Raw genomic sequence first — 14,098 nt, forward strand, 5'->3', positions numbered from 1 at the left:
GTACCTTGAACATCCATCCATAGCCGAATGCAGCTATTACGAATGAACTGTGCAGTCCGAATTGCATCATCTATTGCTTTTATTTGCGCTGACTTTCCGTAAGCTTTAAACTCAAAAACTAGCATCCTTTCACCTCCTGTCTTATACTACTATAGTTGGTTGAAGATGGCTAAATGTATTGCGCCTTGCAACATCTTGACGGTGGTTAAAGCCACCTGAGTCGCTTTTCATCCCCTGTCTAAAAGCACCTAAGGCATTGCTACGCAATGCTTACTCAGGGGCTTTCAAACTTCCCAGTCTTTCTTGTAAAGTAAATATAAATTTATTTACAAAATTTTCAGAGAAACACTTGGTAAGCGAAAAACCCAGTGACTTCAGCCCTGAAAGTGTTAATCAACTTCGCTATTATTAGTTTCTGTGCTTTGCATAACCGTATCAAAACCCATTCTTTGTTCTGCATTTCGCAAAAAATAACCACTAATCATCGCAGATGCCAATAAGCGACCTAAATTTTCCCGATTAGTAGAAATAGTAATCCCGAACTGTTCAGAAGGTAAATTTCCTAAAAGTCCGATAATATTCCGTTCCATTACCTGCAAAACTTCCGTAGAAGTAGGTTTAGATAATTGGTTAACTGTTTCTGGACTTAATGATTTAACGTATTGCCATAATAAATTACTTGTTTCCGACTCACTATTAAAAAATTCTGATACTCGATTAGATTTGTTACTCACCTTTGACCTCCTGTACTGCCACTACTAACGACGGTGTTTGTGACTGGAATAACTGGTAGTTATTGCTGATTCTATTTAGCTAACTATTATATAATTCATGTCAACCAATCTAACAGTTTATTCCTTTCGAGGGAGTCGGTTTAACCGTACTAAAATGGGAGTGTTTTTCACCTATTTAGTGAGTATGGGTGGGGAAACTCCACCCACAAAGCAAAAAATAACTGACCATTGAGTAATAACAACCGACTAACTGGCAAGGTACTCATTCATAGTGGCTTTAGATTTGCGAAGTTTGTTTAAAGCTTCGCGTTCAATTTGGCGGACTCTTTCCCGGCTAATATTCAAGACTTCACCAATTTTAGCCAGAGTTAAAGATTGTCCATCTACTAACCCAAAGCGCAGGGTAATGACTTCCTTTTGTTGGGGAGTGAGTTCTGACATGATCCGTTCTAAGTCATAGGAGAGGGAAGTTTGCATGACAAAATCTTCCGGTGTTGCCCCTGTGTCTTCTAACATTTCTCCCAGTTCAGTATCATAGTTATCTCCTAACCGCAAGTCTAGAGATAATGGCAGACGGGCTTTTTCTAAATATTCTCGCACCTGCTTGGGTGTTAGATCTAACTCTTGGGATAATTCCGCTACTGTGGGCGCACGTCCTAGACCTTGGGACAGTTGCCGCTGGGCTTTTTTAATTTTGTTGAGTTTTTCCGTAATATGAATGGGCAAGCGAATAGTCCGGGCTTTTTCGGCGATCGCCCGAGTAATAGCTTGACGTATCCACCAATAGGCATAGGTAGAAAATCTGTACCCTTTGGTGGGGTCAAATTTTTCTACACCTCGTTGCATTCCGATGCTGCCTTCTTGAATGAGGTCAAGTAAATCAACATTGCGTTTAATGTACTTTTTGGCAACGGATACAACTAAACGGAGATTGGCTTCTACCATTTTCCGTTTGGCTATTTCACCAACAGCGATCGCCTGATTTAATTCTGATACTTCTATATCAGAGGCTGCTGCCCATTCTTCTACAGTTGGTTCATGACCTAACTGGGCAGCAAGACCTTCCCGGATCTCATGCAAAGCAGTAGATCGTTGCACCTGTTTACCATAAAAAATTTCTTCTTCGTGGGTGAGGAGTGGCACACGGCCAATCTCACGCAGGTAAGTCCGCACGAGGTCGGTGGCTGATTGAGCGGTCTTCATGGCGCTACTCTTGGGTAATGGTGGGTTTGCTGATAGGGTCGTTAACGGAATAATGTTTTGAGTTGGTCACACCCGATCAACTCAGGTTACTCTTATTTGGGAAATTAGGTACTTTACTGCTAAAGGTTACACCTGTCTGCTTGTTTCCACAAGTATCTATAGTTAGATACACAGTAGCAAGTCAAACATTTTTTGTGTTTTCGGGAATATTAATAATTGTAACATTTATGAGAATAATTTGACTATAGGGAAACCCGCACTTTGGCCGTAATTTGAGATCACCTCAGACGCTGAAATTACTGAATAGCATACATTTACTGGGATAACGATCAATTCTCTAGCCCGGAAATAGCTTCCTCATATTTGTTAAAATATCTCAATGATAACCATAATTATTCTTTTGTAACAATTGCTTAACGTTTTGTCAGTTGTCAGTTGTCAGTTGTCAGTCGTTAGTTGTTCTTTGTTTTTCCTAGCCACTGACTACTGACCATTGACCACTGACAAAGGACAATTAACTCATGGGACAGTATTCTTGGATTACCTTGACATCTAAAGTTGTGTTTTGCAGAGAATAGATAGCAGCGGCTGTGGCTCTAGCACCTGCAATAGTGGTAATAATGGGGATTTTGTAGCCTAAAGCCGTGCGACGAATTAGCTTAGAATCGGCATGAGCTTCTTCTCCAGAGGGTGTATTGATGATGAGTTGAATTTTTTGATTTTTAATCGCATCCAGGACGTGGGGACGACCTTCATGGAGTTTGAGGACAGATTGAATTTCTAACCCTTGTTCCTGAAGAACTTGACGCGTTCCTTGGGTAGCCATGATTGTAAAGCCTAACTTAATAAACTCCTTGACTACATCTGCTGCGAGAGGTTTGTCTCTGTCACTCATAGACACAAATACAGTCCCCTCAAGCGGTAATTTTTCCCCTGCGCCTAATTCTGCTTTAGCAAAGGCGCGGCCGAAATCGCTATCAATACCCATTACTTCGCCAGTTGAGCGCATTTCTGGACCCAAAATGGTATCTGTACCAGGGAACTTACTAAATGGTAAAACCGCTTCTTTGACGGCAATATGAGAGGGAATGACTTCTTTTGTAAATTTCACTTCCTCTAAGGTTTTCCCCGACATAATTAAGGATGCGAGTTTGGCTAATTGTACGCCCGTAGCTTTAGATACAAAGGGAACTGTCCGTGATGCTCTGGGGTTAGCTTCCAAAATATACACTTGGGGAGAATAACCATTTGCACCAACTACAGCAAATTGAATATTCATTAATCCCACTACAGATAGAGCTTGTGCTAGTTGAACTGTCCATAACCGGATTTGGTTGAGGACTGCGGGAGAAAGGGAAATGGAAGGTAAGGAACAAGCTGAATCACCGGAGTGAATTCCCGCCTGTTCAATGTGTTCCATGATGCCACCAATGACAACATTACCAGTATGATCGGCGATCGCATCTACATCCACTTCAATGGCGTTTTCTAAGAACTTATCAATTAAAATCGGGTGATCTGGTTCTACTTGCACAGCAAAGGTCATGTAGCGTTCTAACTCAGTATCAGAATAAACGATTTCCATCGCTCGTCCTCCCAATACATAGCTAGGACGCACTACCACAGGATAACCAATGCGCTTGGCAACAATCAAAGCATCTTCATAACTTCTCGCCATACCATTAGGCGGTTGAGCGATATTCAATTCTTGCAGAATCTTTTCAAAGCGTTCCCTGTTTTCCGCCATATCTATAGAATCGGGAGATGTTCCCCAAATCTTGGTGATACTATTGGAGTTTTGTAAATATTCTTGCAGGGGAATGGCTAATTTTAATGGTGTTTGTCCACCGAATTGGACAATTATCCCCACGGGGTTTTCGGCTTCAATGATGTTGAGAACGTCTTCTTTAGTTAATGGTTCAAAATACAGGCGATCGCTGGTATCGTAATCTGTAGAAACTGTTTCTGGGTTGGAATTGACCATAATTGTTTCATACCCGGCATCATGTAAAGAATACGCAGCATGACAACAACAATAATCAAACTCAATTCCTTGACCAATGCGGTTTGGTCCACCACCCAAAATCATCACCTTGGGTTTATCTGTTGGTAATACTTCCGTTTCTTCTTCGTAGGTAGAATAGTAATATGGGGTCAGAGCCTCAAATTCAGCAGCACAGGTATCAACAGTTTTGTAAACGGGGATAACTTCTAGCTGTTTGCGATAGGTGCGAACTTCATCTTCTTTGGTTTTTGTAGCATAGGCTATTTGGCGATCGCTAAATCCATTTCTTTTCACATCATACATTTGTGCTTTTGTCAACTGCTTTAGAGGAGTGCGTTTGAGAAATTTTTCTATTTCTAGCAGTTCTTGTAATTTATCTAAAAACCAAGGGTCAATTGCCGTTAGTTCATAGATTTCCTCATTACTCATTCCCAACTGCATAGCATGACGCACAGAAAAGATGCGTTCTGGGTTAGGAGTCCGTAATTGAGCGCGAATTTGTTCCCCACTGGGCAATTTTTCGGCCTTATCACAACCCCAACCAGCGCGTCCGGTTTCTAGGGAACGCAAAGCCTTTTGAAAGGATTCATTAAATGTCCGGCCAATAGCCATTGCTTCTCCCACAGACTTCATTTGGGTAGTTAAAACCGCTTCTGAACCAGGGAACTTTTCAAACGCAAACCGGGGAATTTTCGTAACTACATAATCAATTGTTGGTTCAAAGCAAGCGGGAGTTTTTTTGGTGATATCGTTTTGCAATTCATCCAAAGTGTAACCTACAGCTAACTTCGCCGCAATTTTGGCAATGGGGAAACCTGTGGCTTTGGAAGATAAAGCCGAACTACGAGATACACGAGGATTCATTTCAATTACCACCACGTCACCATTAACGGGATTTACGGCAAACTGGATATTAGAACCGCCGGTTTCTACACCAATTTCGCGGATAATTTTAATGGCCATATCCCGTAACCGTTGATATTCTTTATCGGTCAGGGTTTGGGCGGGGGCAACGGTGATAGAATCTCCGGTATGAATCCCCATAGGGTCGAGATTTTCAATAGAACAGATAATCACGACGTTATCGGCTAAATCCCGCATGACTTCTAATTCATACTCTTTCCAACCCAATAAAGATTGGTCAATGAGAATTTGGGAAACGGGACTAGCGTCAATTCCTACTTGCGCCATTTCTTCAAACTCTTCTTGATTATAGGCGATACCCCCACCCGTCCCCCCCATTGTAAAGGCTGGACGGATAATTAAAGGATATGTGCCAATTTGGAGAGCGATCGCTTTTGATTCGTCTAAGGTGGAAGCTGTACCACTGGGACACACAGCCACCCCAATCTTAGCCATTGCTTCGTTAAATAGTTTTCTGTCTTCGGCTTTTTCAATAGCTGGTAATTTCGCACCAATTAACTCAACATTGTATTTATCTAAAACGCCATTTTTTGCCAACGCTACAGCCAAGTTAAGGGCAGTTTGTCCTCCCATTGTTGGCAATAAAGCATCTGGTCGTTCTTTAGCAATAACTTTCTCAACTATTTCCGGTGTCAGCGGTTCAATATAGGTACGGTCTGCTGTTTCCGGGTCTGTCATGATTGTAGCCGGGTTGGAGTTCACCAACACAACCTCATAGCCCTCTTCTCGCAAGGCTTTACAGGCTTGAGTTCCAGAGTAGTCAAATTCACAGGCTTGGCCAATCACTATTGGACCTGAACCTAACAGGAGTATTTTTTTGAGGTCTTGACGACGGGGCATAGTTTTTACCTTAGATGACAAAAATACAAATCTTGACTATTTTAAGGGTCTTTATGTCCTCATTATCAACTTTTCCGGGTAGCGGTTGCGTTAAGGGGAAGAATTTATGGGAATGGGGGATTTTTGGTAATGGTTTTTACGTTTTTTTTCTCACGCAGAGGCGCAGAAGCACAAAGAGAATTTAATTGTTTATTTATTCGTTATGGATTATGACAATAAAGCTGCACAGATAATTAATTTATCTTTCTTTATCTGCGTTTATCTCCGTTCATCTGCGTTCAATTATTTATTGTTAGATATATAAAATAGGCAATAAAAATAATTGCTTTTAAATGCCTGATATAGAAAATGGCAGAAATGGTAATTTACTCTTTTCTGCCAAAAGAATTAATTTTGTAAAATTCTCAATTACTAAAATTTTCTCTGTCTTGATTTTGTTAAATTAAGATTATGAGAAGTTTAATTTTGAGCAAGTTGCACAAAACCCAAGGTTAAGCTATCTTTAGCTAGAAAATGAGCTAAGTGATAAGCTCTTTCTTCAGTTTTTAAGAGGATTTTTTCGTATAAGTAGCGTGTGCCTCTATCACCTAAACTCTCTGCCTGTGCGGCTTGACGGCGAATTACTCCAATTAATGCTTGTTCGGCAATTAGGTTATTTTCTACCATCTTCCGAGCAGAAAACACGCCATCTGCTTCTGGTTCAAAACAGCATAATTCAGCTAATTTGCTGAAACTTGCTGCGGGAATACCACCCAAACCATTCAAGCGCTCGCCGATTTCATGGATGTGATCTTGTACTTCTTTATAACTGGCATTAAAGAATTCATGCAGTGAATTGAATTCTGCACCTTCAACTACAAAATGATGTTTTTGGTATTGTAAGTACAATGCCTGAAAACTAGCTAATACGACATTAAATCCTTCAACAACTGGGGCGGTAACACTGTGATCTAGTAATACAGGATTGTCGTAAACCTGACCAAAATTGTGTAATATAGTTTGCGTATCAGACATGGTTTTTCTCTCTTTTTAACAGTTATAGTTTTTAACTGCTTATTTTTAACATCTTAGCATTTTCAAAATAAAATCAAGGCTACTAAATCTAAAAAATTTTGGCATTATTACCAATCATAAGTATTAATTTCTTGCCTATATCTGTGCTTAAAGATATATATTTGGTATTTATCTTGACTTCAGCCTCAAAGTGTGCATATATCTCTATAAAGAAAAAATGAGATTTTTTCTCAAAATTAATGATAATATTTTGCAGTTAGTGTATTCTAAAGAAAGAAGCTAAACTCCGACTAACTCGCAAATTTAGGCTGTGGGTTTCTAGTTTTACTGCAATTTTATGGCATTTTGAGGGCTACTCGCTTGAAATCTTCTAGCTCAGACACAGATAAAAAGCACGTTATTGATATAAGTTGGGCAGATCGTTGGCAGGTTTATCAACGCTTACAAGAATTAGATATAATTTGTGTTTGTGAGACTAACCAACCTTTAATGGTAGAAATAAATAACCCCACCGCAGCTATTCAACTTTGGAGTGTGATTCAACAATTTACTGCTTCTCGTCAAGACTTGATTAAGAATCTTGAAGCTTGTTGGTAGAAAACGTCGGAACTGTGATTTTTTTGATTCTTGTGATTTTTGTGATGATGATTTTTTACTTCTGACTCTTAACCATTATTTATAGTGAGCGAAGTTGAACCATGAGTATATCTACTAATGCAGCAGTAACGGAATTTTGTTTTGAAGGCAGATTTTTGGATTTTGTCATCAAGGATGGATATAAGCTGAAAGGTTTGTTATTAGGAACTTCTGAGGGTGAATGTTATATAAAATTAGCCAAGCATTTACGGAGTGCTTTTGATTTGCGTTTACCTCAAGGGACTTGGCTGCAAGTTGTGGGGACAAAACAATATAATGCGAAAAAAGATCAGGTAACTCTGGTAGCAGAACGAGTTATGGCTGCAAGTGCTGATATGGGAACAGTTGCAGCGCAAAGTCCAGCTAAGACGAAACCAGCCAAAACCCAAACAATTCTAGTTTGTCAAAAATCTGATTGTATGAAGCGTGGTGGGAAGGCTTTGTGTCAAGCTTTGGAGTCGGAGTTAATAAATAATGGTTTAGAAGATTCAGTCACTATTAAAGGGACTGGCTGTATGAAAAATTGTAAGGCTGGTCCTAATTTAGTTATGCCTGATAAAACTCGTTATAGTAAAATTAAATCTGAACAAGTTCCAGCTTTGATAGATAAGCATTTTTCTGGGGAAAGTCAGGAGAAAGCAGAGGATATGACGGTAAATATTCCCAGCTTTGTGGAAGTTTAGTTGCTGTTTATTGTTGGGTTTTCTTGCGTCAACCCAACCTACAAATATATGGTTAGTTAATTGCGACAAAAGACGGAGTAAGTGATGATAAAAATTCCATTATTTCTTGTATTAACGGATGTTCTTGTAATATCTTAATTTGTTCATCATTTATATTGCTAAATATTCTCTCACTAATTGATTGTTCTTTACCTAAGACTGTCTCTAAAAATTCTTTAGGTTTACTTTGCGCTAGTTGCCATTCTAAATCATTAAATTGACGTTGTGCTATTTTTTCAATTAATGGTTTATTTTGGAGAAATATAATTTCCATTTCGGGAATAGCTAAAGATACTTGAAAAGGGGTTTTAGCCGCAGCACGACGTAATAAATAATTAACTAAATCTTGCTTTTCAAATATTTGAGATTCGTTATCTGTATCTGCATCTAGGATTAATATAACCGGAGTATTTCTGGTAGCGAGTAGTGAACTTGCTAATGATCTTACTTCATACTGTCCGTTTCCTACAACGAATTTAACATCTTGCAAAAGATGTTTAGGAAGTAATTTCTGTATGGTTTCTTGATCTCGATTACCTTCTAACACTATATAAGCTAATGTCATAATACAGCCTCAGTTTTAATGTTGTAATTAGCTAGTCCTTGTTCAACACAAATACGATATTTTTTGATTAATGCTCTACGTATACACTCATTTTCTAAAGAATATTTAATTTCTTCTCCTCCCCACAATAGAATAGTTTGAGGTGCAACAAATCCCGCTAAGGTTTCCGATGCTTCTGTAAATCCACTACGACTAAATATACTCCCAATGGTTGCTGCTGGTCTGCGTAATAGTTGATTTCTTAGCTTGGCTATAGGTTCAATTTTAACAGGTTTTGCTGTGTCTTTACATTCTATTATACAAGATAAGCCATCTGCATAAACTACTCCGTCAATTTGTTCTATTTCTTCTCCATCTAAATACACGCTGTAAGGCCAGGTTACTTCGGCGTTGTTGAGTTGAAATGCTCGTAAAACGAGATATTCTAATGCTTTACCTGCATCCCAATTTGGTGTATTACCTGATTCAATTTCTGACCATAATTTGATTAAATCATCCCATTTATAGCTAGTAATTCTTGCTTTATATTCTGCATTTGTGGTCATGATTCTATCTGAAGTTTCGTATGTTGTAGCTTATTATCATTAATTCTACGTTACGCTGTTATTGATTATTGTTGGGTTTCCTGGCGTCAACCCAACCTACTAAATTACAAAAACTATTTATTAATTTTGGGTTAAAATATTCCGCGTTCTTCCTTACGATGCAAAAATGCTGCAATTTGTGCAAGTGATTTTAACTTCACTGTGTGCTGACATTGAAAATGTGGACATCTTAGATGAAACATATCTAAAACTACATTTGAGTGGTTAGATTTATCTTTTTCTTTCAAAATCATAGGTACATGGTGTATTGGACAAAGTACATCTCTATCTTCTGCTCCTAAATGTTGTCTCAGCCTAACAACTGTCTTTTGAATTAGTGGACGAGTAAAACTTTGACCAAGTTCGGTATTTGATAGCTGAAGTTCAAGTATATTGGTTTTGTGGAGTAAACCAATATCTTGTGTTTGAAATCTTTGTGTACCTCGACATTGATTACTGTAATAACCAACACAAGACCAAAAAAAATCATTCAATAAAAATATACTACCATCTTTACGATCTCTATGCTGTAACATCATTGGTCTACCGCATACACATCGCTTTTCTAAGACAACTTGCCCCATCTGAAACTGAAGTAGATGAACCTTCTCATTATTCAAAAATGATGTTTCATAGGAATCAGGATTTTTTGCCTGTTCAATGATAACTTCCTGCGTTTTAGCCTTTTGCCACTGCTCAAACTTATCTTCACCTTGCTTTTTGAGTTCTTCTAATTTCTCTCTATCACTTAAATTGAGAGAACCATCACGCGCCCGCTTTTTCTCAATCTCTGTTTGTTCAATATCATTATTTTTGATATCATTTTGAACATTTTGAACATTGTAAAAATGCACATTAACAGAATTTGGATTTGATGCAGGCTGGTTTTCTACACCTCTCTCTCTTAAAGCTTCATCAACAAGTCTAGCAACATAATTTTTTGCTAGTTGATGAAGGGTGTTGATTCCCTTGAAAACAAAAGATCCAGCTCCAAAAATTGCGTCGATAAATCCCATATTCCTAATTTTTGAATAGATTTTTGATTGCCAGTTTATATTTTAATGTCTAAAAACAAAACCGCAAATGTACGCAACCCAAACACAAAATTATCTGCGTGCATCTGCGTGTATCTGCGTTCTAATTAATGCACCAACTCAATAGCCAGCTTAGTCATCCTGTTGTACAGACAATACTATTGACAAAACCCTGAAACCCTATTGATATCGTCACGATTTTATTGGGTTTCAGACATATTTAGGAAAATTGGCAATAGTATTAACAGAATAACCGTTTTGTTGTTCTGGTGGTGAATAACCTTGAGAAATAATTCTCGTATGGGAATTTCCGGCTAAAATTGTGGTTGTGATTTGTCGCACTGCACCAAAATCAATTAAGACAAGTTGCCCACATGGTCGCAGCATGATATTCTGAGGTTTAATATCACGATGAAAATATTTTTGAGCGTGGACTAAAGCCAGAATTTCTACTATTTGTTTTAACCAATTCACTGCTTCTTTCTCAGAAATAGTTTGATAATTACGAAATTCCATCCATTGCTCTAAATTTACTCCTGCAATTTTCTCCATTACTAAACAATGCAATGGTACAGAACTATTTTTAGGTAGAACCGTAAAATAACCATCTGCTTCTACTTTGGGAATACCCACACTGTTTAACTGACTCAAAACCTTGGCTTCTTGTTGAAACAATTCCACAGCTTTGGGATTATTTTCAGTTAGCACTTTTAAAACTTTGGTTTCTCCACCGTCGTCAATTTCAAAGGTGTTCCCAAAACCACCTTGTCCTAGTTGTTTAAGTACCCGATAACGATTTTGCAGCAGTAGTTGTGACCCACAGTTACGACAAATGGGATTATTTGCATTTGCTAGGTCAATGGGTTTGGGACAGTGCGGGTTGATACAATAGCTCATTACGCCATACTACGTCGTTATACTATTTATTATTAATTTAGTTTAAGCTTGTTTCGTTTAATGATAAACAACCTTGCTTATGCACAGAAGATAGTTCTTCCTCATCAAAACTATGATAACACGGTTTTCAGTCCCTGTCAATAGATTTCCTTCTTTTAAATGCGAAAAAATAATGTTTTTGAAATCTGATCATGTAGCGAAGCCATATTATCCTATTTATTCACTGCTAATAACTGGGAATTCTCTAATCTTGCTAACCACTTTTCTAAATAAATTTGATTGTTTTTTTGCTCAAATGAATCTTGAGTATCCAATGGATAAGGTAAAAGTCCTAAAATCGCGGCTGTGGTTACACAAAACATGGACTTTTGGAAACTCATACAAATTTGTATTCGCAAATCATCTTCACTTCTGAGACTGCGACGATAAATATTATGTAAATATTCTGGCAAATAATGACGCATATCTTGCATTAACAAAGTCGGAGGAATTCCTGCACCACCAATAGGTAAAGGATCTGCGTATAATGCACCATATTGAAATCGAGATAAATCTGGAGGAACTTGATATGCTTGAGCGTTTAAAGACACTGTTCCTAAAAATGGTGTACCTCTAAAAAATACGGCTTCTACATAAGGAACTGCGGTATCTGCCAGGAAGGTTAAACCAACTGATTTGGGAATCAGATCATAGACTTTATCGCCTATTTTGACACTGTATGTAATTGGTGTCATTGCATCTGCAACTAAAGCCAGTTTAATATGTTCTACAACTTGGGGAATTGATTTAATTTCACCATTGTCATAGCGATCTGATAGACTCAGAAACATATCCGCCATGACTCGCCAAAATTGGCCTAAACCAGTATAATAAGCGGAGACTCGTAACTGTTCTATTAAGAATTCGGGAAACAGTTCATTAAGTCCCAAAATCAGGGGATTATATTTAAATTTAGCAGCAATAACAGCTTTAGCTCTATCTTGAAATTCTTTAGTATCTAAATATGCGTCTAAACCACCACCACCATGCCACATCATGGTTTTCATGCAATATTCGGCATATTCAAAATTAATCCGATCATGCCATAAATGACGGATTAATTTAGCAAAAGAAACATCACCATCAAAATATTTAAAGAAGGGAAAAAATACTAAAAATTGATGTTCAGCAATGTAGATAAGATTTTTAGAATAAGCATCTAAAACCACTCCATAACTTTTAAGAATGCCAACAACTTCTAAAACGTTTTCGGGACTATCTTTGAGTAATGCTTCTCCAGTTTGTAATCGGTGAATATATTCAGCTAGGGGGTTGTAGGTGGGATTTTTTTGAGTTTTCATGATGTCAATTCTCCTGGAATTCAACTGTCTTAACTATGATGTTTGGGATTTTTTTGATTTGGTTGATGATCTGGTTGTGGTGATTATTTTTCTCGGAAAGTTAAGAATCCAATAGTTCCCGATTTGCTACTAGATGATGATTATTCGTTTTTACCATTGTAGTAATTGTGGCTTGGGTATAATGGACTAACCAATTAGGTTGAATGCCGAAAATAACGATCGCTACTGCTAGAATGATGGCAGGGATGCGATCGCTCCAATACACACAAGGTAAGTTCATCACTGCTGCTGATAACCGCCCAAAAAAGGCACGATTCAGGAGAATTAGGAAGTAAACCGCAGTTAAACCATTTCCGAGCATTGCTAACAATGTTTGTACCGGAAAAACTGCAAAACTGCCCCGAAAAACAATAAATTCGGAAATAAATCCCACCATTCCCGGTATACCTGCACTGGCCATAACGGCAAAAATCATTAAACTACCAATAACTGGTAAACCTCGTTCTGGGTTTAATAGTCCCCGAATGACATTTAAATCTCGACTACCAGCTTTTTTGTAAACAACTCCCACCAACAGAAATAACATAGCGGATATTAATCCGTGACTAATCATTTGCATTACTGCCCCCAAGACGCTGAGGGGTGTGGATGCGGCTGCTGCTAACAAGACATAGCCCATGTGGCCGATAGAACTATAAGCCACCATTTTTTTCATGTCTGTTTGCGCGATCGCACAGGATGCCCCAAACAAAACGCTAACTACTGCCCATGTAGCTAACCAAGGTGCTGCATAAGCCCAAGCATCTGGCAATAAATTCATGCCAAATCGCAGTAAGCCATAAGTCCCTAATTTTAATAATATCCCAGCCAACAGCACAGATATGGGTGTGGAGGCTTCCACGTGGGCATCTGGTAGCCAAGTATGGAAGGGAACGAGGGGGATTTTAATGCCAAATCCTACTAAAATGCCGACAAGGAGTAAAATTTGCGTTGCTAAGGGTAGAGATTGAGCGTTTAAGGTTGCTATGCCAAAACTGGGAGAACCACTCAACCAAACCATACCCAGGAAACTGGCTAAAATAACGATTCCTGAAAAAGCTGTATAAATCAGAAATTTTGTGGCTGCATAACCTCGTTTTTCACCTCCCCAAATCGCAATTAGCAGATATAGAGGTATTAATTCCAATTCATAAAACAGGAAGAATAATAATAAATCCTGTGCTAAAAATGCTCCTATCACCCCAGCATTTAATAGCAGAATTAGAGAGTAGTAAAATCTCGGACGTTGTTGGGATTCATCGCTGCTATAAATAGCAATACAGGTTAATAATCCATTAAGAATTAACAACGGGAGAGATAAACCATCTATCCCCAGATTGTAGTTTAAGCCAATAGCATCTACCCAAGGTAAGGATTCAGCAAATTGTTGACCAATTTCTCCAGGGTTAAACTGAGTTGCTAGGAAAATACTCCATGCGAAAATAATCACGCTAAAGACGAAGGCAATGATTCGGGATAGTTTACCAGAGATGGTAAAAGGATAGAAACCAATAAAAGCCGCACCAATTAACGGCAGTAAAATCAATGTACTCAGCATAGA

13 protein-coding genes and 1 pseudogene are annotated in these 14,098 nt (G+C 38.3%); 3 read left to right on the forward strand and 11 right to left on the reverse strand.

The genetic code is table 11. From position 1 onward, the window contains the following. Together FJR08_RS23650 and FJR08_RS13805 are read right to left on the reverse strand one after the other, a co-directional pair. Window positions 1-125, reverse strand: a pseudogene (locus tag FJR08_RS23650) (RNA-guided endonuclease TnpB family protein); the annotation flags it as partial. A gap of 264 nt (window positions 126-389) precedes the next feature. Beyond that, complete coding sequence (locus tag FJR08_RS13805; protein WP_015080421.1) at window positions 390-734, reverse strand: DUF760 domain-containing protein; 345 nt, start codon at window positions 732-734, stop codon at window positions 390-392. Window positions 735-831: 97 nt separating this feature from the next. On the opposite strand from FJR08_RS13805, the gene FJR08_RS24030 reads away from it, so the two are divergent. Next, window positions 832-966 carry a hypothetical protein gene (locus FJR08_RS24030; RefSeq protein WP_256369473.1) on the forward strand — a complete coding sequence of 45 codons (135 nt, stop codon included), beginning with the start codon at window positions 832-834 and terminating at the stop codon, window positions 964-966. Window positions 967-980: 14 nt separating this feature from the next. On the opposite strand, the gene FJR08_RS13810 is transcribed toward FJR08_RS24030, so the two are convergent. The 3 genes from FJR08_RS13810 to FJR08_RS13820 form a co-directional block, all read right to left on the reverse strand. After that, complete coding sequence (locus tag FJR08_RS13810; RefSeq protein ID WP_168633548.1) at window positions 981-1,937, reverse strand: RNA polymerase sigma factor, RpoD/SigA family; 957 nt, start codon at window positions 1,935-1,937, stop codon at window positions 981-983. Window positions 1,938-2,451: 514 nt separating this feature from the next. Further along, a complete protein-coding gene (gene carB / locus FJR08_RS13815) occupies window positions 2,452-5,706 on the reverse strand; it encodes a carbamoyl-phosphate synthase large subunit (RefSeq protein ID WP_168633549.1) in 3,255 nt (1,084 codons plus the stop codon). Window positions 5,707-6,165: 459 nt separating this feature from the next. After that, window positions 6,166-6,720 carry a Dps family protein gene (locus tag FJR08_RS13820; RefSeq protein ID WP_015080424.1) on the reverse strand — a complete coding sequence of 185 codons (555 nt, stop codon included), beginning with the start codon at window positions 6,718-6,720 and terminating at the stop codon, window positions 6,166-6,168. Between the two features lie 360 nt (window positions 6,721-7,080). Here FJR08_RS13820 and FJR08_RS13825 point away from each other — a divergent pair, with 360 nt between their 5' ends. Then, window positions 7,081-7,317, forward strand: coding sequence for an Asr1405/Asl0597 family protein (locus FJR08_RS13825; protein WP_015080425.1), 237 nt, complete (start codon window positions 7,081-7,083; stop codon window positions 7,315-7,317). Between the two features lie 101 nt (window positions 7,318-7,418). Further along, entirely contained in the window at window positions 7,419-8,039 is a 621-nt protein-coding gene (locus FJR08_RS13830) for a (2Fe-2S) ferredoxin domain-containing protein (protein WP_168633550.1), read from the forward strand. Window positions 8,040-8,091: 52 nt separating this feature from the next. On the opposite strand, the gene FJR08_RS13835 is transcribed toward FJR08_RS13830, so the two are convergent. The 6 genes from FJR08_RS13835 to FJR08_RS13860 form a co-directional block, all read right to left on the reverse strand. Next, the gene (locus FJR08_RS13835) at window positions 8,092-8,643 is read right to left on the reverse strand and encodes a hypothetical protein (RefSeq protein WP_168633551.1); all 552 of its coding nucleotides are present in this window, start codon (window positions 8,641-8,643) and stop codon (window positions 8,092-8,094) included. Then, the gene (locus FJR08_RS13840; protein ID WP_168633552.1) at window positions 8,640-9,188 is read right to left on the reverse strand and encodes a restriction endonuclease; all 549 of its coding nucleotides are present in this window, start codon (window positions 9,186-9,188) and stop codon (window positions 8,640-8,642) included. The genes FJR08_RS13835 and FJR08_RS13840 overlap by 4 nt, the downstream gene beginning before the upstream one ends. Window positions 9,189-9,319: 131 nt before the next feature. Next, complete coding sequence (locus tag FJR08_RS13845) at window positions 9,320-10,243, reverse strand: hypothetical protein (protein WP_168633553.1); 924 nt, start codon at window positions 10,241-10,243, stop codon at window positions 9,320-9,322. Between the two features lie 228 nt (window positions 10,244-10,471). Beyond that, the gene (locus FJR08_RS13850; protein ID WP_254435758.1) at window positions 10,472-11,158 is read right to left on the reverse strand and encodes a protein kinase; all 687 of its coding nucleotides are present in this window, start codon (window positions 11,156-11,158) and stop codon (window positions 10,472-10,474) included. 212 nt (window positions 11,159-11,370) lie between these two features. Then, on the reverse strand, window positions 11,371-12,498 hold the full coding sequence (locus FJR08_RS13855) for a CO2 hydration protein (RefSeq protein ID WP_168633554.1): 1,128 nt from the start codon (window positions 12,496-12,498) through the stop codon (window positions 11,371-11,373). A gap of 100 nt (window positions 12,499-12,598) precedes the next feature. Next, window positions 12,599-14,095 carry an NADH-quinone oxidoreductase subunit M gene (locus FJR08_RS13860; RefSeq protein WP_168633585.1) on the reverse strand — a complete coding sequence of 499 codons (1,497 nt, stop codon included), beginning with the start codon at window positions 14,093-14,095 and terminating at the stop codon, window positions 12,599-12,601. Window positions 14,096-14,098 lie beyond the last annotated feature (3 nt).

It is taken from the genome of Dolichospermum sp. UHCC 0260, assembly GCF_009711985.1.
Lineage (GTDB): Bacteria > Cyanobacteriota > Cyanobacteriia > Cyanobacteriales > Nostocaceae > Dolichospermum > Dolichospermum lemmermannii.